The sequence below is a fragment of the Bacillus chungangensis genome (assembly GCF_030812995.1).
GTDB classification, from domain to species: domain Bacteria; phylum Bacillota; class Bacilli; order Bacillales; family Bacillaceae_C; genus Bacillus_CF; species Bacillus_CF chungangensis.
The window spans coordinates 14,748-34,340 of sequence record NZ_JAUSTT010000016.1 but is presented as its reverse complement, the minus strand read 5'-3'; the positions used below and the strand labels follow the sequence as shown (position 1 = coordinate 34,340).

14 protein-coding genes, 1 pseudogene and 1 other annotated feature are annotated in these 19,593 nt (G+C 36.6%); of the genes and pseudogenes, 8 read left to right on the top strand and 7 right to left on the bottom strand.

What is annotated here, in order from left to right:
• Positions 1–3 precede the first annotated feature (3 nt).
• Both J2S08_RS13450 and J2S08_RS13445 read right to left on the bottom strand, forming a co-directional pair.
• Positions 4–648, bottom strand: coding sequence for an acetoin utilization AcuB family protein (locus tag J2S08_RS13450; protein WP_307230337.1), 645 nt, complete (start codon positions 646–648; stop codon positions 4–6).
• 118 nt (positions 649–766) lie between these two features.
• The gene (locus tag J2S08_RS13445; protein WP_307230335.1) at positions 767–1,399 is read right to left on the bottom strand and encodes a GNAT family N-acetyltransferase; all 633 of its coding nucleotides are present in this window, start codon (positions 1,397–1,399) and stop codon (positions 767–769) included.
• Between the two features lie 194 nt (positions 1,400–1,593).
• Between J2S08_RS13445 and acsA the strand changes: the two genes are divergently transcribed.
• Entirely contained in the window at positions 1,594–3,312 is a 1,719-nt protein-coding gene (gene acsA, locus J2S08_RS13440; RefSeq protein WP_307230333.1) for an acetate--CoA ligase, read from the top strand.
• Between the two features lie 61 nt (positions 3,313–3,373).
• On the opposite strand, the gene J2S08_RS13435 is transcribed toward acsA, so the two are convergent.
• Positions 3,374–6,268, bottom strand: coding sequence for a transglycosylase domain-containing protein (locus J2S08_RS13435; protein ID WP_307230330.1), 2,895 nt, complete (start codon positions 6,266–6,268; stop codon positions 3,374–3,376).
• A 685-nt stretch (positions 6,269–6,953) separates the two neighbouring features.
• Positions 6,954–7,177: a binding site (T-box leader), on the top strand.
• Positions 7,178–7,235: 58 nt separating this feature from the next.
• Between J2S08_RS13435 and serS the strand changes: the two genes are divergently transcribed.
• The 7 genes from serS (at position 7,236) to J2S08_RS13400 (ending at position 14,955) form a co-directional block, all read left to right on the top strand.
• A complete protein-coding gene (serS, locus tag J2S08_RS13430) occupies positions 7,236–8,510 on the top strand; it encodes a serine--tRNA ligase (protein WP_307230328.1) in 1,275 nt (424 codons plus the stop codon).
• A gap of 198 nt (positions 8,511–8,708) precedes the next feature.
• Positions 8,709–9,797 (top strand): IS200/IS605 family element RNA-guided endonuclease TnpB, encoded by a 1,089-nt coding sequence (gene tnpB, locus J2S08_RS13425; RefSeq protein WP_307230326.1) that lies wholly within the window; start codon positions 8,709–8,711, stop codon positions 9,795–9,797.
• Positions 9,798–10,071: 274 nt separating this feature from the next.
• Positions 10,072–10,746, top strand: coding sequence for a helix-turn-helix transcriptional regulator (locus tag J2S08_RS13420; protein WP_307230324.1), 675 nt, complete (start codon positions 10,072–10,074; stop codon positions 10,744–10,746).
• 288 nt (positions 10,747–11,034) lie between these two features.
• The gene (locus J2S08_RS13415; protein WP_307230322.1) at positions 11,035–11,187 is read left to right on the top strand and encodes a hypothetical protein; all 153 of its coding nucleotides are present in this window, start codon (positions 11,035–11,037) and stop codon (positions 11,185–11,187) included.
• Between the two features lie 738 nt (positions 11,188–11,925).
• A complete protein-coding gene (locus J2S08_RS13410) occupies positions 11,926–12,624 on the top strand; it encodes a serine dehydratase beta chain (RefSeq protein ID WP_307230320.1) in 699 nt (232 codons plus the stop codon).
• A gap of 24 nt (positions 12,625–12,648) precedes the next feature.
• Positions 12,649–13,530 (top strand): L-serine ammonia-lyase, iron-sulfur-dependent, subunit alpha, encoded by an 882-nt coding sequence (sdaAA, locus tag J2S08_RS13405; RefSeq protein ID WP_307230318.1) that lies wholly within the window; start codon positions 12,649–12,651, stop codon positions 13,528–13,530.
• A gap of 96 nt (positions 13,531–13,626) precedes the next feature.
• The gene (locus J2S08_RS13400) at positions 13,627–14,955 is read left to right on the top strand and encodes an aromatic amino acid transport family protein (RefSeq protein ID WP_307230316.1); all 1,329 of its coding nucleotides are present in this window, start codon (positions 13,627–13,629) and stop codon (positions 14,953–14,955) included.
• A 452-nt stretch (positions 14,956–15,407) separates the two neighbouring features.
• Here J2S08_RS13400 and rpsD read toward each other — a convergent pair.
• The 4 genes and pseudogenes from rpsD to J2S08_RS13380 form a co-directional block, all read right to left on the bottom strand.
• Positions 15,408–15,833, bottom strand: a pseudogene (rpsD, locus tag J2S08_RS13395) (30S ribosomal protein S4); the annotation flags it as partial.
• Positions 15,834–15,989: 156 nt separating this feature from the next.
• On the bottom strand, positions 15,990–17,210 hold the full coding sequence (locus tag J2S08_RS13390) for an MFS transporter (protein WP_307230315.1): 1,221 nt from the start codon (positions 17,208–17,210) through the stop codon (positions 15,990–15,992).
• Positions 17,211–17,523: 313 nt separating this feature from the next.
• Positions 17,524–18,264, bottom strand: a complete 741-nt coding sequence (locus J2S08_RS13385; protein ID WP_307230313.1) for a nucleoside phosphorylase — start codon at positions 18,262–18,264, stop codon at positions 17,524–17,526.
• A gap of 12 nt (positions 18,265–18,276) precedes the next feature.
• Entirely contained in the window at positions 18,277–19,494 is a 1,218-nt protein-coding gene (locus J2S08_RS13380; RefSeq protein ID WP_307230311.1) for an MFS transporter, read from the bottom strand.
• Between the last annotated feature and the right edge of the window lie 99 nt (positions 19,495–19,593).

The following is a 19,593-nucleotide window of genomic DNA, read 5'->3' as shown; positions in this document are numbered from 1 at the left end:
TATTTAAGACATCCCTGGCATATTTGGCCATAGTACGTGGAGCCCTTCCTTTTTTAAATGAGCGATCATGTTGATAGGATTCATTGTTGCGACACGAAAAACTAATATTTTGTTTTGCTCATCTTTTTTATCAGGATAGACTAATACACTATGGATATTTATTTGATGTTTTCGGAAAACGCCTGCAATTTCATAAAGGATGCCAGGACGATTCGGCACTTTAATTTCTATTTGCGATCCTGGCTGGTTTGCCCCTGTCAGCTCAACCATTGTATGCAATAAATCGGTGCCGGTAACAATACCGACTAATTTTTTTTCTGAGATGATGGGCAGGCAACCGATTTTGTGTTCATAAAAAAAAACAGCTACTTCTTCAACAAAATCAAGAGGATGCCCTGTAATAATATTTGTTTTCATAATACGAGAAAGCGGTTTCTCAAGCTTTTCACTAAGATCTTCTTCTTCCAAAAAGGCAGGAGCTGCTTCTTTTATATTTCTTTCCGTAACTAGCCCGACAACATGGCGGTTTTCATCTACTAGCGGAATATGTCGAATTGTTTTTGCATGCATCAGCTGCAAGGCTGTTTTAATGGTGTCATTGGGAGCAAGGAAAAAAACATTTTTTGTCATAATTTCTTCCACGATCATTATGTTCATCTCCTATCCTTCATTAGATTCATGAGGTTGTTTAAAAAGTCCTAGTGTCACCTAACTTTTTGTATCGTTCTTCTCATAGGTAAAACACACTTTATAAATAACACAAAACTTAATACATAAAACGGTTCATAAAGCGAAGACGATCAAACTGTTGAATGGATTCGTTATCAACTCTTTTCCCAATTCTAACCATCAAACAATTTGCTGGATGGGAGCTAATTTCAGGATCATCTGTTGCAAACCATTCTAATCCACCTGCATTCATCATTTTTTCCATCATTTTACGGTATTCCCATACATTTAATTTCGTCCCTTTTAAATCCCAATGCCAATAATATTCAGTGGTAATGATAATATAGTCTTCCATCGCCTCATCCATCATGGAAACCTTTAACAGACTTTTCCCCACGGAAGCGCCTCGATATTTAGGAATGACTTCAATTGCACCAAGTTCTAAAAGGTTTTCCATCTTGCCTTGAGACCAACGTTCAAGCGGATCTGGGAAGAGGAAAGTAACATAGCCAACAATCGTGTGATGGTCTCTTGCAATGAGAATTCTTCCTTCCGGCAAGTCAGCAATTTCGATTAAGGCTTGATGCTGCTGATTAGGGGGACGAAAAGCAATGAGGTCTTCATGAAAATCAAGGCTTGCTAAATAGTTTCCAGTGACAGGCCCTTCAATAATAAGGTCGCCGTTTTGTGTTTTTACCGCCATTGCATTGTATGTTTTTATATGCTCCACTTCAATAACACCTCGTTCATCAGCTCATTCTTTTTGATGTTGCAGATGCTTTCGTTATTTTAAGACAATTATAACACGTTGACTCATGATCAGGGGAAGTTTGGAGCGTTGTTCACAAATATTTATAAAAATTGAGAATAGTTATATTTTATAATATAATAAAATGGTGATCTTAAGTCGAAGGAGGAGCATATATGAAAGTAGAAACATTATCTCCGATAAAAGGAGCGTATAACTTAGCGAATTATGATGAAATGTATGAATTGTTTAATTGGAAAGAGGCAGAAAAAAACTTTTCTTGGCATGAAACTGGTTTAATGAATATGGCATATGAAGCAATTGATCGCCATGCCAAGACTTTTCGGAAAAATAAGATAGCTTTATATTATCGCGATGGTGAGAGAAATGAGAAATATACGTTTAAAGAAATGAAGGATTATACGAATAAAGCCGGCAATGTTTTAAAAAGGTATGGAGATGTTGAAAAAGGCGACAGAGTCTTTATCTTTATGCCGCGATCCCCGGAATTATATTTTGCTTTTTTAGGTGCTATTAAATTAGGTGCCATTGTCGGTCCTTTATTTGAGGCGTTCATGGAAGGAGCAGTAAGGGATCGTTTGAAAGACAGTGACGCTAAAGTGCTCATTACAACGCCAGAATTGCTTGAACGTATACCAGTTGCTGATTTGCCAGCGTTGCAATACATATTCTTGGTTGGTAAAGATATTAAAGAGGATGAAAAGCACCTTGATTTCTTAAAGAAAATGGACGAAGCAGAGAAAGATTTGCAGATTGAATGGGTTGATCGAAATGATGGAATGCTCCTTCATTATACATCTGGTTCAACGGGAACGCCAAAAGGAGTACTGCATGTCCACAATGCAATGATCCAACAATATCAAACTGCTAAGTGGGTTTTGGATTTAAATGAGGAGGATATCTATTGGTGTACAGCAGACCCAGGATGGGTGACGGGAACCGCTTATGGCATTTTTGGACCATGGCTAACAGGAACATCTAATGTCGTTGTCGGCGGCCGCTTTAAAGTAGAAGATTGGTATAAAACAATTGAGGATTACGGTGTTACCGTCTGGTATAGTTCCCCAACTGCTTATCGAATGTTGATGGGGGCGGGGGATGAAATGGTGAAGAAGTTTAATCTCTCTTCCCTTCGCCATGTATTAAGTGTAGGAGAGCCGCTTAATCCAGAGGTCATTCGCTGGGGAATGAAGGTATTTCATCATCGCATCCATGATACATGGTGGATGACAGAAACTGGCGCTCATCTGATTTGTAATTATCCTAGTATGGAGATTAAGTTAGGTTCGATGGGGAAACCAATTCCAGGTGTCATTGCAGCAATTGTAGATGACCAAGGAAATGAGCTGCCGAGAAATCGAATGGGGAATTTAGCGATAAAAAAAGGCTGGCCAGCGATGATGCAGGCAATTTGGAACAATCAAGAAAAATATGAATCTTATTTTATGCCGGGTGATTGGTATGTATCAGGCGATTCTGCATACATGGATGAAGATGGCTATTTCTGGTTCCAAGGGCGTATTGATGATGTTATCCTTACATCTGGCGAACGTGTTGGACCGTTCGAAGTAGAGAGTATGCTATTAGAGCATCCTGCGGTGGCAGAAGCTGGCGTCATTGGGAAACCCGATCCTGTCAGAGGAGAAATTATTAAAGCTTTTGTCTCTTTATTGGAAGGGTATGAAGAGTCAGATGAATTAAAGGAAGAAATACGGCAATTTGTAAGAAAAGGCTTATCCGCACATGCAGCTCCACGTGAAATCGAATTCAAAGATAAACTGCCAAAGACAAGAAGTGGAAAAATTATGCGCCGTGTCCTCAAAGCTTGGGAGCTTAATTTGCCAACAGGCGATCTTTCAACGTTGGAAAATTGATCAAGCAGCAAAATAATAAACACAAGCCTTTAGAATCGGCTTGTGTTTATTTGCATATGCATCAATATTTCTTACGCCCAGATGCACTTTCAGTAATAGAATCTTGGCTCCTTTCCTTGTCTGGTTCTGGAGTAGGGGGTGTTTCATTTTCTATTGCGTCTTCTTTATTGGAAGATTCTTCGTTCTGCTCCTCTGTTTGTTCATTATCTTCCTCTTGATTGTTATCCGTTTCTATGTCACCAGTCTTCACAATATTCGATGGTGCTGATTCTCTGCCAGCAATATCTACAGCCACGACATAGTAAGAACCATTTCCAACTGATCTTGTCAGTCCACTATCTGCTTTAACAGAATCAACTTTTTGACCTGAATGTGTATATATTCGATAGCCGATGACATCATTGCTGCTAGATGGCGTCCACGAAATTGTATTTGCATTTATACTTGCATTTACTGTAGCTGGTGCAACACCATTGTCAGATATTTTGGCGTAAGGAACCAAGATGCTTGATAGCTTTGAATGCTCTGGAATGAGCTGTTTAATATCCTGTAGACTAGTTCCGGCAATGGTATTGATAAAGTCTGGGTTTAACATGAGGCCAGACTCTGAAAATTCTGCTGGAGTCGAATCTAAAGCAAGATATTTGTTTCCATGAATGGTGACATAGCGGCTGACAATAAGACTGTCGTCTACTTCACTTGGGACAAAATTTGCATTAAAATAATCTGTTTGAACCAATCCTGCTCTTGCACATGCCTCAGATGGAAGCTTGCCTGAAATGGCACAATATGAACGTTTCACAATTCCTCCAGGCATCTTAAAGCTTTCTTTTGGATTGATTAATTCTGGATTGGCATCAAAGGCTCCATTGATCAACATGCTCCAAATTTTGTAATTTCGAACGTTATAGTCGCCATAGGCTTTTGAGTACAGACTTTTTGGCTGATCGTATCCGATCCAGGTTCCAAATGTTACATTTGGGTTAGAAGCAACTAGCCAAGAGTCTTTATAATCGTTACTTGTCCCTGTTTTTCCTGCCCAGTCAGACGAAAACTTCAGCATTTTCGGTACAGAAGAAGCTGTTCCGCTGCGAAATACTTCCCTCATCATATCGATGGTCAGAAAGGCCGTTTGCGGACTAAAGACATCCACAGATTCTACATTATGTTCATAGATGATGTTGCCTTGATGATCCTCAATACGATCTATCATATATGAATCAATAAACTTGCCTTCATTTGTAAAGGATGTAAAAGCATTGACTGTTTCTTCAACTGTAGCACCGTATTTTAAGCTGCCTAATGCGGTAGAGTAATTTTGATAATCTTCTTCTACTACAGAAGAAAAACCCATTTTTTCTAAATATGCTGCAGGTCTTTGGCCAATAATATCTTTATATACTTTAACAGCTGAAACGTTATGGGATTTAGCTAATGCTTCTCGGGCTGTTACAAGGCCGTAATACCTTCCTGCGACATAGTTCTGCGGCCATGGTTTGCCGCTATCGGAGCGGATGCCGGTTTCTGTATCAGCAATAATAGATCCTGGAGCCAATTTACCCATTTCCATTGCTGGAGCGTATACAAGCAGTGGCTTCATTGTCGATCCAATTGGCCGTTTACTCCGAGTAGCATGGTTCGTCTGTTCGATGTTAAAATCACGGCCGCCAACAAAGCTAATAATTTTTCCTGTTTTATTTTCAATCAAAACAGCGCCAATTTGGACAGGTTCTTGAACTTCTTCATCGATCCCTTCATCATTTTTAACGATTTTTGTAAAGGTTGGACCATAGCCATCATATTGATTCTTCACTTCTTGCATTTTATCGTATATATCTTTATCAATAGTCGTATGAATGCGATAGCCATTTTGCCTTAAATCTCTATCAGCAAGAGTGAGATATTTGTCCTTTAACGATTCATTTTCGTTTAAGTCGTTTTCTGTTAATCCATCTTTTTCTGCAAGTATTTTTGCCAAAAGTTTAATTGCACGATTTTCGACTTCAAATGTGAGATAAGGATATTTTTCAATTGTGCTGGGTAATGGTTCGATAAAGTCATTCACAATATTATAATTTAAAGCATCTTCATATTCTTTTGTTGTAATATAACCTTCTTCATGCATGCGAAACAAGACAGTTTTCATCCGCTTTAAACCTGGTTCTAGATTCTCTTTAATGGTTCCTTTATTCGTGAACGGTGTATAGCCGAAAGGACTTTGCGGAAGCCCTGCAATATAAGCTGCTTGTGGTATGTTTAAATCCTTAGGTTCAACCCCAAATATTCCTTTTGAAGCAGAGAGAACACCAGCAATATTTTGTCCAGAGGAATTTCGGCCGAAAGGCGAGACGTTTAAATATGCCTCTAATATTTCATCTTTCTCAAAAAATTTCTCTAAACGTAGTGCGAGCAGCACTTCTTTTGCTTTTCGATCAAATGAAACTTCATTTGTTAATATTTGGTTTTTAATTAGCTGCTGTGTAAGTGTACTTCCGCCTGATTGAACAGAAGAATTCGTTAATTCTTGGAATATTGCCCGGAATAATGCTTTTGGAACAATACCTTGATGCTCGTAAAAATATTCATCCTCTGTAGCAATGACAGCATGCTTTAATTGTTCGGGGATTTCTTTAATCGTAATTTTTTCACGATCAAGATCTGTTCTCAGTTTCCCAAGATAGACTTGATTGGCAAAATAAATTTCCGATGTTTCCTCATAATCATAAATATCTTTTTTCATTTGCTTATAAGAGCGAATTTTCTCATCCTTCACTAAGGAAGCAAAGTATCCTGCGCCAACACCTGCCGCAAATCCAGCTCCGATAATCATAACGATCATTATCAGGAGAATAAGATTCCATGCAACTCCATAGGTAATTCGAGTGCCTCGCAATAATTTTTTATTTTTAAAGACAGATTTTAATCGTTCGAAAAAGTTTTTCGTTGTCTCATTCATTTTGTTTATTCCCCCCAAAATCAATTACATTATAGCACATGTAAAGAAAATCGAAGAAGTTTTTATTGATACACACAAAATAGAGCATTAGAACTACAGATCATAAACATGGAAAAGAATCATTTTTCAAGTTGGGTGGTACACAAGACATCCCTCCCATTGTCTGTCTGGATCAGCTTTCGTAAAAATTTCCACCCGCGAGCGCATAGAATCATTTTCGACAAACTGAAGGTTTTCGTTTGGATCGAAATAGGAAAGGTCGATCCCTGTCCAGCCGCTGAACAGACTTCATGCACCTTCTCTACTGATATGCTTTTTATAGTCTTCGTATTTCGTATCCGCTTCTTCCTGGGTTTTTCCAACAATTGGTGTGAACAAGCTGATTTCCTTTGGTTTTCTTCCGTATGTTTCCGCTTGGCTACGTATCTTCTTTACGTATTTTTTAGCGATCGGAATAGTCGCATTGAGACATATACACCTTCAGCATGCTTAGCGGCGAAAGCTCTTTCCCTGGATGATAGACCCGCTTGATACTGTCCTGTAATTGAGGAAAGTCACCGTTCAATAAGAGAGAACAGAGCTGATAAAGATGATATCACTGGCTTTCTTGGAAAACACACATACTATGTGTATCTTGACTATCTTAAATGATTTAGATATAATATTGTTAAAATAATCACATACTTTTAAATCGATGACAGGAAATAGTAACAAGGTAAATTTACTTTAAGAGAGCTGATGGTAGGTGAAAATCAGTAGTAAAGACCTGTGAATCCATCCTTGAGAGTGGTACTGAAAAGAATTTGAGTAGGTACTGCCGGTGAAACCGATATATTATCAAGAGGTAAGTATTTTTTACAATACTTACAATTTGGGTGGCAACGCGGATATCAAACTTCCGTCCCTTTTTAGGGATGGAAGTTTTTTTTATTTAAGTCTATTTTTAAACTAAAAAGGAGGTAGTAAAATGTTTAATATTAAACGGCTTAGGGAGAACTTTGAAGAGGTAAAAGCCAAATTACAACATCGTGGTGAAGACTTAACCGACTTAGAAAAGTTTGGTGAACTTGACCAAAAGCGTCGGAATTTAATCGTCAAAACTGAACAATTAAAGAAAAGGAGAAAAGATGTATCTTCTCAAATCGCCGTTCTAAAGAAAGAGAATAAAGATGCTGAAGATTTAATTGTAGAAATGCGTGAAGTTGGTGAACAAATAAAGAAACTCGATGAAGAATTACGTGTGATTGAAGAAGAATTAAATGCATTACTTTTATCCATTCCAAATTTGCCGCATGAAACCGTACCCATTGGTGATACAGAGGATGAGAATGTTGAAATTCGTAAGTGGGGAGAACTTCCTCAATTTGATTTTGAACCAAAACCCCATTGGGGTGTTGCTACTGAATTAGAAATTATTGATTTTGAACGTGCTGCAAAAGTAACAGGAAGTCGCTTTGTTTTTTATAAAGGCCTTGGCGCAAAATTAGAAAGAGCGCTAATTTCCTTTATGCTTGATCTTCATACTGAACAACATGGTTATACAGAAATGTTGCCTCCGTATTTAGTGAATCGGGCAAGCCTTACAGGGACTGGGCAGCTGCCAAAATTTGAAGAAGATGTGTTTTTAGTTGAGAAGGAGGATTATTTCTTAATACCAACGGCGGAAGTGCCTGTTACGAATTACTATCGTGATGAAATATTGTCCGAAGATGATCTTCCTGCTAAGTTTGCTGCGTACAGTGCTTGTTTTCGTTCTGAAGCTGGATCGGCAGGAAGAGACACACGTGGTTTAATTCGTCAACATCAGTTTAATAAAGTTGAATTGGTGAAATTCGTTAAACCAGAAGATTCTTATGGGGAATTAGAAAAATTAACAAATGATGCAGAAAAGGTATTACAATTGCTAGGACTTCCTTATCGGGTAGTAGCTATTTGTACAGGGGATCTAGGTTTTGCTGCTGCAAAAAAATATGACTTAGAAGTATGGATACCAAGCTACGACACATATCGTGAGATTTCTTCTTGCAGTAATTTTGAAGATTTCCAAGCAAGAAGAGCAAATATCCGGTTTAGAAGAGAACCAAAAGGGAAGCCTGAATTCGTTCATACGCTAAATGGTTCTGGATTAGCAATTGGGCGTACTGTTGCAGCCATTTTAGAAAATAATCAACAGAAGGATGGAAGAGTACGAATACCAGAAGTTTTAAGACCTTATATGGGTGGTAAAGAATATATTGGATAATATTGATGAATAAAATAGGGCTGTTCCAATTTAACTGGGTTTCCGAAAAGAATTCTCTCACTTTTAAATGTGAAGGGCGTAGCCCAATGAAAGTGGGAGATGAATTTTCGGTTGGTGCAAGCCAAAATATTGTTCTATAATCGTCTATAAACAATCAAACAGTATATTGGAAAACAAGGAAGAAAGTAGGTGTAAATGATGTTAAAAGCATATAAGTATCGTATATATCCTCATGCAGAACAACGACTATTCTTTGAAAAAACATTTGGGTGTGTACGGTTTGTATACAACAAAATGCTTGCTGATAGAATCCATTCTTACAAGGAATCACAAGAAAAAATGGATAAATCTATCAAATACGCTACCCCTGCACAATATAAGGCTGAATTTCCTTTTCTCAAGGAAGTGGATAGCCTTGCCTTGGCTAATGCACAAATGAACTTGAACAAAGCATATGCTCATTTCTTTCGTGATAAATCAGTGGGTTTTCCAAAATTCAAGACCAAGAAAGACAATTATCGCAGCTATACAACAAACAATCAAAAAGGAACTGTATACATTGAGAATGGCTACATCAAACTGCCAAAATTAAAGACAATGGTAAGAATGAAGCAACATAGACAATTTTTTGGCTTAATTAAGTCTGTAACAATTTCTAAAACACCTACAAATAAATATTTTGCTTCTGTATTAGTAGAAGATAATGAACAATTCTTTCCAAAACTAGCTACAAAAGTCGGAATTGATGTTGGTCTAAAAGACTTTGCAATATTGTCTAATGGCAAAAAGTACGAAAATCCTAAATGGTTGAAAAAAGCTGAAAAAAAATTAACTTTTTTGCAACGTTCTTTGTCACGCAAAAAGAAAGGTTCTAAGAATAGAGAGAAAGCTAGACTGCAAGTTGCTAAACTTCATGAAAAAATAGCGAATCAACGTAATGATTTTCTTCACAAAATAAGTAATGAAGTCACAAACGAAAACCAAGTGATTGTGATTGAAGACTTGAAAGTGAAGAATATGCAAAAGAATCATAAACTAGCCAAAGCAATCAGTGAAGGATCTTGGTCTAAATTCAGAGAATATCTTGATTACAAAGCAGAGTGGAAAGGTCGTAATTTGATCATTGCTCCTAAAAACTATGCAAGTAGTCAGCTATGTTCGTGCTGTGGCTATAAAAACAAAGATGTAAAAAACCTAAATCTTCGTGAGTGGGATTGTCCAAAATGCAACACTCATCATGACAGGGATGTGAATGCAAGTAAGAACTTGCTGAAACTAGCCATGTAGTTGGTATTTTCTTTAGGGGCAGGGACTGCCCTTATGGCTTGGTAAATATAGATAGCGAACAAAAGTATCTAGTTCCCAAGAAGCTTCCACTTCAATCAGACCGCAAGGTCGATAAGTGGTGAGTAGTTCACGAGCGAGGTACCTAATAAGTATAAGATATAAAGCGTGGTAGTAATACCCACTTATGATTAAAAAACGATTTACTTAAAATTATCTCGGAAATTTATAACCAACCATTCAAAACCAAGGATTTATTAAAAGGAGGAGTACTGAGTTGGATAATCATCTTTTTCAACACTATAAAAATATAATGAATTATATTGGTGAAATTTTTGGATCTCATTATGAATTTGTATTACATGTTTTAGATCCTGATGGAGGTTCTCACATTGGTCACATCGTCAATGGTGAATTAAGTGGAAGGTCATTAAATAGCTCCTTAACCAACTATGCAAAAAAGTTAATTGAGGAAAAAGTATATTTAAAAAAAGATTTTATTGTAAATTATGTTGGAGAAGGACCAAAAGGTAGAAAATTTCGTTCATCAACCATGTTTATAAAAGATCATGAAGGTCAATTACAAGGTCTTTTATGTATAAACTTTGATGCGGATGCCTATCGAAAGGTCGCAAAGGATGTATTAAAATTAGCTAATCTAAGCTGGGATATAGCGTATATGGACAAGAAAACAGAACAGGAACAACCCGTTGAAAAACTGACCGAAAATATTCAGAACATTATTTATACACAAATAGACAAAGATATATTAGAATCTGGCGCTCAATTATCACCTGAACAAAAAAAACTCGCCATTTCCAAATTAAAGGAACATGGTGTATTTGATATTAAAGGTACTATAAATGACGTTGCTAAAGTAATGGGAATGGCTGAATCAAGTGTTTACCGTTATCTACGTATAGTATCACTTAACGAAAATAACAATAAATAAATTTTCATTTAATATGGCGATATATCTAGAAAACAGGTAGATTGTTGGGAAATTTCTATAAAGAATACAGATCGGAAAAAGTTAAGCCATACTTTATTTCTTTTGTTCTATGAAACTCTTATTACAAATATGAAATAGTTAGGTCGTCCGTGGCACGACAAAAGTAGCCATTATATATAAATGGATAAGAATGGGGCTGTCCAGAAAGTCAGTAATCTGACTTTCTGGAGCCCCTTTATCATTTTTAATAAAGTTACTACACAACACTGTTAAGGAGGACGATTTTTTATGAGCAATCAAATGATTACTAGTGAGGATTATAACATGCAAATGACACTTTTTCCAGAAACAGATGAAAAAAAGTCACTAAAAAACGACTTACTCCTACCTTTAATGTTCAATTTAAAAAAGCAGCTAAGGAAAATAGTTTCATTTTCTTAGCTGCTTTACTTTTAAGGAATTATCGGACAGCCCCGTCGTCAATGGCACGTTCTTTTTTTATTACACCATATTGACGCTATATTTTTTATGTGATATCTTTAACTTGTAATAATAAATTATTATATTGATAATTATTATTGAGACATTATATGGTTTTTCTTAGAAACTTGTAATCTTGTCATTGACGCTATATTTTTTATGTGATACTTTTAACATGTAATAATAAATTATTATATTGATAATTATTATTAAGGCATTAAATGGTTTTTCTTAGAAACTTGTAATCTTGTCCTTGGAGCTTTTCAAAATAATAATATAGGAGGTGAACTCAAAAGAGGAATAATAGAATAAAAAGGTATTCTGATGGATGATTTGGTGTGTTTTGAAAGCGGGTTTATATAGTTCTTTCTATCAGTAATAAAGGAATCTAATTAATAAAAATTTATTATGTGTCTGCTTTTATTGTTGCACATGTCAAATCATTTCTAGTCTAACAAGTGATAAAAGAATGATAGAAGCTTAGATTCGTAATTAGTAAGCACCAATTGAAGCAAAAACAAAAATTTCTTCATAGTTCAATGAAAATTTAAAATAATTGGTACTCAATTCTTATTGACAATATTAGAAGCACTTTCATGTAAAATTTTACCAAACTTGATTTAGTTGCATGTTTTAATTTTTAATAAATATTATTGCAAGATTATTCCAGTAAATAACACCATTAAATTCAAGGGAGGATTGGCCATGAACGTAGTAACGATTAAAGAAAAAAAGAATGATAGTTACAAAAGTTGTTTTGATGTGATTGGACCAGTTATGATCGGACCCTCAAGTTCACATACGGCAGGTGCTTTAGCCATCGGATTGGTTACAAATAAATTATTTAAAGGTCTTCCAAAAAAAGTTGTGGTAAAGTATTATGAATCATTTGCAGAAACTCATAAAGGACACGGAACTGATTTTGCCATTATTTCCGGTATATTAGGTTTTAAGACTGATGATAGTAGGGTACCAGATGCTATTAAAATAGCAGAATCTCAAGGCATTGACATCACCTTTTTAGAAGAATCAGGTGATAGTCCTGTCGATCATCCAAATACTGCTGATATTTATCTCGAGGATGATAGTCGATGTATTCGAACAGTGGGTATTTCAGTCGGTGGTGGATTAATTAAAGTGAAACATATTGAAATCGATGGATTTAGCTTAAATCCTCAAGGTTCATTGCCGATAATGATAGCGATTTCAGACAGAAATAATCTTGAACTTGAATTACGCAGAATCTTTAAAAAGTACGATGTGGATATTAATAACTCCATCAATTTGGAAAAAGACGGAAAATACTTGTGTCAATTTGATTTGGATTCACAATTAAGTAGTGATGCCCGGAAAGAATTAGAAAAACTCAGTGATATAGCTAATATCATTATACTTTAATTACACCAGGGGGTGAAACAAGGTATGTATATGTCCATTAAAGAAATAGTAGATGCAGCAAATGAAAGACAAGTACCCATTTATAAATTAGCAATAGAACAGGAAATGGAAGTAACGAAATCTACTTTTGATGAAGTTTGGCGTAAAATGGAAAAAAACTTAGAAGCGATGGAAAATGCTGTAAAGAGAAGCGTTGAGGGCGATGGCGTATTTTCACCGACTGGGTTAACTGGAGGAGATGCGGTTAAAATTAAAAAATATCGTGAAAATGGAAAAACACTTTCTGGCGATGTGATGATGAGAGGTGTCCAGAGTGCAATAGGTACAAATGAAGTGAATGCGGCTATGGGAGTTATTTGTGCCACGCCAACAGCTGGAGCAAGTGGAACAATACCGGGTGTACTTTTTACCATTAAAGAAACGTTACAGTTAAGTCGTGAGGAACAGGTTCATTTTCTGTTTACTTCAGCATTATTTGGAATGATTGTAGCGAATAATGCGTGTATTGCAGGAGCTTTAGGAGGATGTCAAGCTGAAGTAGGTAGTGCCTCCGCAATGGCGGCTGCAGCGGCAGTAGAAGCTGCAGGAGGAGCACCAGAGCAATCAGCCCATGCATTCTCAACCGCACTACAAAATTTACTCGGTTTAGTTTGTGATCCAGTCGCAGGTTTGGTAGAGATTCCTTGTGTAAAAAGAAATGCCGTTGGAACGGCTAATGCATTAGTGGCAGCAGATCTTGCATTAGCTGGTGTAAACAACCTGATAAATGCTGATGAAGTAGTTGAAGCGATGTATAGAGTAGGTAGACGGATGCCTCGGGAATTAAGGGAAACTGGCTTAGGTGGGGTTGCAGACACACCGACAGGAATTGCTATTAGAAATAAAATTCTCGGAGAAGAACAATAAGATTTTAACCATATGGGAATAAAATATATTTTTTCTAACATATGTGAAATTGTGAACAAATAATTAGAATCTATACATCACAAGGAGGGAATTAAAATGAGTCAAAATGCAGCTAAAGTATATGAAGTTGAAAAAACTACAGAAGATGTTAAACAATATAAAGACCCTAATAAATGGCATATGCAAGATACCACTTGGGCAATGAGTCTTTTTGGAACAGCAATTGGGGCAGGTGTACTCTTTTTACCAATTAATGCTGGGGCAGGGGGTATATTATCTTTACTTTTAATTACGGTACTTGCATTCCCTGTCATGTACTTTTCACATAGGGCGATGGCTAAAATGATCTACTCTTCCAAATCTGCTGGTGAGGGAATTACAGCTACAGTAAGGGAGTATTTCGGAGAAAAGGCAAGTGTAGTTTTTAATATCATCTATTTCTTTTCGATTTATGCAATATTACTTATGTATGCAGTTTCATTAACCAATACTGCAGGTAGTTTCATGGAGAATCAATTGAACATGCAAGCGCCACCTAGAATTATACTATCCATTATTTTGGTTCTCGGTCTTATATTTATCGTGAATTTTGGTCATGATGTTACTGTAAAAGTAATGAGCTGGATTGTATATCCATTTATAGCAGCTCTAGTGTTACTATCTTTATATTTGATTCCACAATGGGATTTATCAAATTTAAGTTTAGCTGGTAATTTTGCATCTGCAGATGGAGGAGTAGGTTTTACAGATATTTTAGGAATGGCTTGGTTTATCCTACCAATCATCGTATTTTCGTTTAACCATTCTCCTATGATATCTACTTTTGTTATTAAACAACGGGAAACCTATGGAATAGAAAATGTAGACCGCAAATGTGCCCAAATTCAAAAGCTATGTTATATCATGACGATTTCTGTTGTATTGTTCTTTGTATTCAGTACTGTCTTAAGTGTGACTTCTGGTGACCTTGCACTTGCCAAAGAACAAAACTTGCCAATTCTTTCTTATCTTGCTAATAAATATAGTATGCCATTATTCGCATATGCAGCTCCTATCATTGCTTTCATTGCCATTACAAAATCTTTCCTTGGCCATTATGTAGGTGCATATGAAGGATTAGAAGACATTATTGTGCAGGCCGCTAAATCTCGCGGAAAAAATTTAAATAGTAAAACAGTGAAGAACATCATCATTGGATTTATGATCGTGACATGCTGGCTAGTTGCTTATGCAAACCCAAGTATTCTTGATCTCATCGATATGATTAATGCACCACTAATTGCGCTAATTTTATTCTTATTACCAATGTATGCAATTTATAAAGTGCCTGCACTAGCTAAATACAGAAAAAGTTATATTAGCAACGCATTTGTCATTATTGTAGGCATACTAGTAGTTCTATCAAGTATTAAAGCATTCTTCTAATCTACTAGACTTTTTCTTAGGTGGTCCGGAGAACAGATTCACTGTCCCAAATGGTTTAAAGAAAAAAAGTAAGGTCAACCCCTTAACCTTATTCGACATCGAATAAGGTTTTTGTGAGGCCGGCATGGGTGATAACTTGGTGGTGAAAGTTCCACTACAGGTTTGGCAGTAGGAACTGTTAGCGAATGGCAAGGGTGTCGGTGGTGACGCGGAATCTGAAGGAAGCTGGACGCAAATTCTAGAACTGACGAACAGAAACTACATATAAGACTGAATTGGGGCGGATGAGTCTGCCGTTCAAGATAAAGTCCAATACTGCCCGAACCCCATGCAGTAAATGTAGCAGTTACATGATTATTCTACACATCTAAGGAATAACAAAAAACCCTGAAAATCCTTTTATATCAAGGGTTTCAGGGTTTTTAAATACTGGATTATACAATGCAGTTTTATTAACGTGAATAGAACTCTACGATAAACGCTTCATTAATCTCTGCAGTAGTTCAGAACGCTCTGGCATGCGTACAAAAGTACCTTCTAATTTCTCAGCATCAAAGGGATATATTCAGGGATAAAGTTTGTAGCTTCAACCGCTTCTTTGATAATAGAAAGATTACGTAATTTTTCACGAAAACCTAATTGTTTGTCCAGGTCGCAGTCGATATGATGGAGTCTACACGTTTGCCATTAACAAGAATATGACCATGGTTTACCAATTGGCGAGCTTGACGGCGAGTACGTGCCAAACCAAGTCGATACACGATGTTATCTAGGCGAGATTCAAGGAGAATCATGAAGTTTTCACCATGTATACCTTGCAATTTACCAGCTTTTAAGTACGTGTTTTTAAAGTGGCGTTCGTTTAAACCGTACATATGGAATGTCCGATTGGTTCGGACAGGATAAGGAAAGAAAAATATTTTTTAATTTGATTCTTAAAGAAAATTTAGCATTGTCGTACTAAGCGCAAGCAAGATACGTAAAAAACCTCCAACAATTTCTTTCAAAGAAGAAGCTGTTGAAGGTTATTTTTTTTATGACCTTGCTTTTGTTCCTTTTAATGGAACGTTTTTCATCGTAGTGATGATAATCATAGAGAATAAATATAGGCATGATAAGAAAATCATCGCACTTGCTATACTATATTTATCCAGTAAGAAACCAATTACGATCGGAGATAAACCACCGATGGCACGGCCAGTATTGAAGATCGTATTGTTTGCTGTACTACGTACCTCTGTCGGATAAAAGCTGCTGATTAATGCACCATATCCGGCATTCATTCCATTTGCAAAGAATCCAACAACAGCCCCGCCAAGCAAAAGGGCTAGTTCATTCGTAGCAACGATATATAGCAGTACAGATAAAGCGGATGCGATTAAAAATATTGCATAGGATATTTTTGCACCAAGACGGTCCATAATTTGTCCAAATAGGAGCATTCCTAGGCACATTCCGATTATTGTACTAATCATCCATAAAGATGAACCACTAACAGACAGTCCTAATTGCTGTTGAAAAATCGAAGGAAGCCAGTTCATTAAACCATAATATCCAGCTACTTGTACGGTTGCCATTAAAGTCAATGCAATGGTTGTGTACGTAGTCGCTGGTGAGGAAAAAAGCACCTTAATCGATGTTTTATTTTCGTTTTCTTTTTTCATTTTTTTCCATTCGTTCGTTTCAGGAAGCTTGCGTCTTACATAAAAAGCTAAAAAAACAGGGATAAGGCCAAATAAAAATAATGATCTCCATCCTAATGTGGGCAAAAATACAGCTGCTAAAACTGCTGCTGCAACTGTTCCTAGTTGTCCGCCAATTGTTACCCATGAAGACATTCTCGCACGCTTCTCTTTAGGAAAGGCTTCTGCAATAAGAGCCATGCCAATTCCATATTCCCCACCAGCGCCAATACCTGCAATAAATCTGAGAATATAAACAGTGGTGATATCTTGTGCAAATGCCAAAGCAGCTGTCGCAAAGGCAAAAATGAAAATGGTATAGGAGAACACTTTAATTCTCCCATGTTTATCTGCCATGATTCCAAAGATTACTCCACCTAATAACATTCCGATATTCGTAATGGATGATATAGAGCCGCCAGCTGCTGAACTAATGCCAAATTCAGCAATGATCGAGCTTAATGCAAAGGATAAGAACATAATATCCATGCCTTCAAGACCAAGCCCTAACATGGAAGAGCCTAATACTCTTTTTTTATAATTGTAATCGTTTTTTGGATCAAGAGTAGTCATTTTATGGAACCTCCTTTTTATGTAGACAGTTTGTAGATGACATGAATTTTTTTTCTCATCGAATATTCATCTTTACTTAACGGGACATCATTGAAAAAGGCATCTATTTTTTGTAAACAAAACAAAAGTATTTATTAGCACGAGAATAGTGAGAAAAGTTTTCCTCAGGAAAGTGGATTTTCACATCCCCTTTCCTGAATATAAGTTCCACCTTTTTATGTTTCATATACGAATCTGTCTACTAACAGAGTCTAGCCCAATGTTTCGCAGAAACAAACTTAGAAGTAACCGCTGTTATAAGCCGAGAAAAACATTATGAGGACAAACAGGCATTCAAAACCATACAAGAAGCTGCTTGATGAATTTTTTTGTATTCTTCATCAGACACCCATTTTTCACTACTTCTGCTTACATGAACGACTAGACAATTGGCAGCTGGAATGTTGTAAATGGAAGCAAGTAAATAAATAATGGCAGTTTCCATTTCGGCATTTACAATATTTCGTTTCTGCCAATAATCCATGATTTCGTTTGTTGCTTGCAAGCCTGACATTGCTACTTCACGACTTTGGCCAAGATAATAGCTTTGAGTTGTTAAACCAATGCCGGTGTGAACACCAAATCCTTCATTTTTCGCTTGCTTCGTTATTTTATTTACAAGAATAGGATCAGCGACAGCTGGATAAGAGTCTTTTACATAAGCATTTAACATTCCTGGATCACGAGCCATCCCATAGTTCACCATGATATCACCTGGCTGCAAGGTTTCATCCCATGCCCCACATCCACCGAGTCTCACTAAAGCTTTTGCTCCACTTTGAATAAGCTCAACGACAGCTATTTCAGTTGAGCCAACACCCATTCCAGTCGAACAAATTGAAACAGTCTTCCCTTTGTATGTTCCGGAATATAATAATAGTTCTCTGTTTTCAGTAATAAGTCTTACATGATCCCACATGGCCGTTATCAAAGGAATTCTTCCTTGATCCCCTACTAATAAAGTAACTTCCCCTAGATCGGCTTCATTTACTGTCTTTAAATGAATATTCTCCAATTTGTTCAACTCCTATTCAGTCACACCTTTTTTCAATACATCATTGTTTAGTGTTTGAACACAAACAAACGAAATGACGTAGAGAGTGGATAAGAAGATCATTGCTGCCGTTAAACTATAATGATCAAGCATAAATCCAATCACTACGGAAGAGAAACCTCCAATAGCCCGTCCAAGATTAAAAATCAAATTGTTTGCTGTACTGCGAATGTGGCTAGGATATAAGTTTCCGATAATGGCGCCATATCCAGCATTCATACCATTCGCAAAGAAACCGACAATGGAGCCGCCAATTAAAATAGCAATCGCACTTGAAGCGTAAACATAAATGAAGACTGCTCCAGCTGATGCCAGCAAGAATAAAGAATACGCAAATTTAGGTCCAATTCTGTCCATAATTTGTCCGAATAAAAGCATTCCAAGACACATGCCAATAATAGTGCTAATCATCCAAAGTGATGATCCTGAGACAGAAAGCCCTAATCTTTTTTGTAGTATAGATGGAAGCCAGTTCATTAATCCAAAGTATCCAGCTACCTGCACTGTAGCCATAATCGTCAAGGTAATCGTTGTAATCGCTCGTTGTTTAGAACTAAATAATTCACTAATTGGAATTTTAACTTTTTCTTCTTTCACCATGTTTTCTTCTTGCTTTGTCTCTTTTAAATTTTTCCAGGCGTAAAGTGCTAAAAAGATTGGAAGAATGCCAATAACAAAAAGCCCTCGCCATCCGAATTGAGGTAAGATGATTGCTGCTCCAATAGCCGCTACGATGCTGCCCATTTGACCGCCAATCGTAACGTACGATGTGACTCGCCCTCTTGTTTTCTTTGTAAATGCATCTGCAAGCAGTGCCATTCCAACACCATATTCTCCGCCAGCTCCCATTCCTGCCAAAAACCTCAATAAAAATAACATATAGACATTTGTTGAAAATGCTATTAAAAATGTAGATATTGAGAACAATAACACTGTAAAGACAAACATTTTAACTTTGCTATATTTATCAGCTACAACTCCAAATAATATTCCACCGAACAACATTCCAAAATTTGTTATCGTTGAGATCAAACCTGCTTGAGTGGAATTAATATTAAGATCGACGATTATACTACTCAATGCAAACGAAAGCAGCATAATATTCATGCCTTGTGCACCTAATCCTGACATCGTGGAACCAAGAACAATTTTTTGATTTTTTGTAAAGCTTTTAAGAGAAGCATCTGACATTTTTATTCAACTCCTTTTATTATTTATTCACGTTAATCAAATGTTATTTAAGTGTATTTTGATTAAGTAACTTCATTATAATCCCAGCTGTAAACGATT

Coding starts and splice junctions, on each gene's coding strand:
- J2S08_RS13450 (WP_307230337.1), bottom strand. CDS start 648: ATGATCGTGGAAGAAATTATGACAAAAAATGTTTTTTTCCTTGCTCCC.
- acsA (WP_307230333.1), top strand. CDS start 1,594: ATGAAAGTAGAAACATTATCTCCGATAAAAGGAGCGTATAACTTAGCG.
- J2S08_RS13435 (WP_307230330.1), bottom strand. CDS start 6,268: ATGAATGAGACAACGAAAAACTTTTTCGAACGATTAAAATCTGTCTTT.
- serS (WP_307230328.1), top strand. CDS start 7,236: ATGTTTAATATTAAACGGCTTAGGGAGAACTTTGAAGAGGTAAAAGCC.
- tnpB (WP_307230326.1), top strand. CDS start 8,709: ATGTTAAAAGCATATAAGTATCGTATATATCCTCATGCAGAACAACGA.
- J2S08_RS13415 (WP_307230322.1), top strand. CDS start 11,035: ATGAGCAATCAAATGATTACTAGTGAGGATTATAACATGCAAATGACA.
- sdaAA (WP_307230318.1), top strand. CDS start 12,649: ATGTATATGTCCATTAAAGAAATAGTAGATGCAGCAAATGAAAGACAA.
- J2S08_RS13400 (WP_307230316.1), top strand. CDS start 13,627: ATGAGTCAAAATGCAGCTAAAGTATATGAAGTTGAAAAAACTACAGAA.
- J2S08_RS13390 (WP_307230315.1), bottom strand. CDS start 17,210: ATGACTACTCTTGATCCAAAAAACGATTACAATTATAAAAAAAGAGTA.
- J2S08_RS13380 (WP_307230311.1), bottom strand. CDS start 19,494: ATGTCAGATGCTTCTCTTAAAAGCTTTACAAAAAATCAAAAAATTGTT.